At 47.0% G+C, this 805-nt stretch carries 1 protein-coding gene; it reads right to left on the reverse strand.

All coding sequences use genetic code 11. The features are described from left to right. A partial coding sequence (locus A3750_RS19365; RefSeq protein WP_231871891.1) for a putative peptidoglycan glycosyltransferase FtsW occupies window positions 1-760 on the reverse strand: 760 nt, incomplete at its 3' end. Between the last annotated feature and the right edge of the window lie 45 nt (window positions 761-805).

Below are 805 nucleotides of genomic sequence, written 5' to 3' on the forward strand. Positions count from 1 at the left end.
TGGTTGGGAGCAGCCCCATGTTTACACCCAGATTGATACTGGCCTGAACGCCCAGCAAAATTGCGATTCCGTAAGCGAAATACGCATGAAACAACAGAGCATTTCGCTCAGCGACGCGTGCGATCTTGAATGCACGATAGACCAATAAAGAAAACAAAAGAACAATCGTAATCGAGCCAATCAAGCCGAATTCTTCGGCCAAAATTGCAAAAACGAAATCCGTATGTGCCTCTGGAAGATAGAACTGTTTCTGAAGACTATTACCAAGACCTACACCAGCCACATCACCCCGACCAAAGGCAATCAGTGATTGAGTGAGCTGATAGCCGGAACCAAATTGATCTGCCCATGGATCGGTATATCCTACCAACCGTTCCATCCGATACGGTTGAGACCAAATGAGAAGCATCAACACGATAATGCAGGCAACAACCAATAAACCGAATTGGTGAAGACGCGCGCCACTTAGGAAGATCATCCCCATGAACGCGGACCCGATCACCACCGTCGCTCCAAAGTCAGGCTCACTTAACAATAAAAATGCAGCCAAAGTGAGAATAATCATGGGCTTTGCAAAACCCCACCAAGATGCACGTACTTCGTCATGTCTTCGCACGAGATAGCCCGCCAAATAGGCGACTAAAAATAGTTTCGCAAGTTCTGATGGCTGAATATTGATGCTACCTAACGCAATCCATCTTGTACTCCCATTTACTGTTTTCCCCAGCCCAGGAATCAATACCAAGACCAAAAGCAACATCGAGCAGGCAAGTAGGAACCAAGCGTTCTTCTCCCACCAGGAAAG

This window comes from Oleiphilus sp. HI0079 (genome assembly GCF_001635105.1).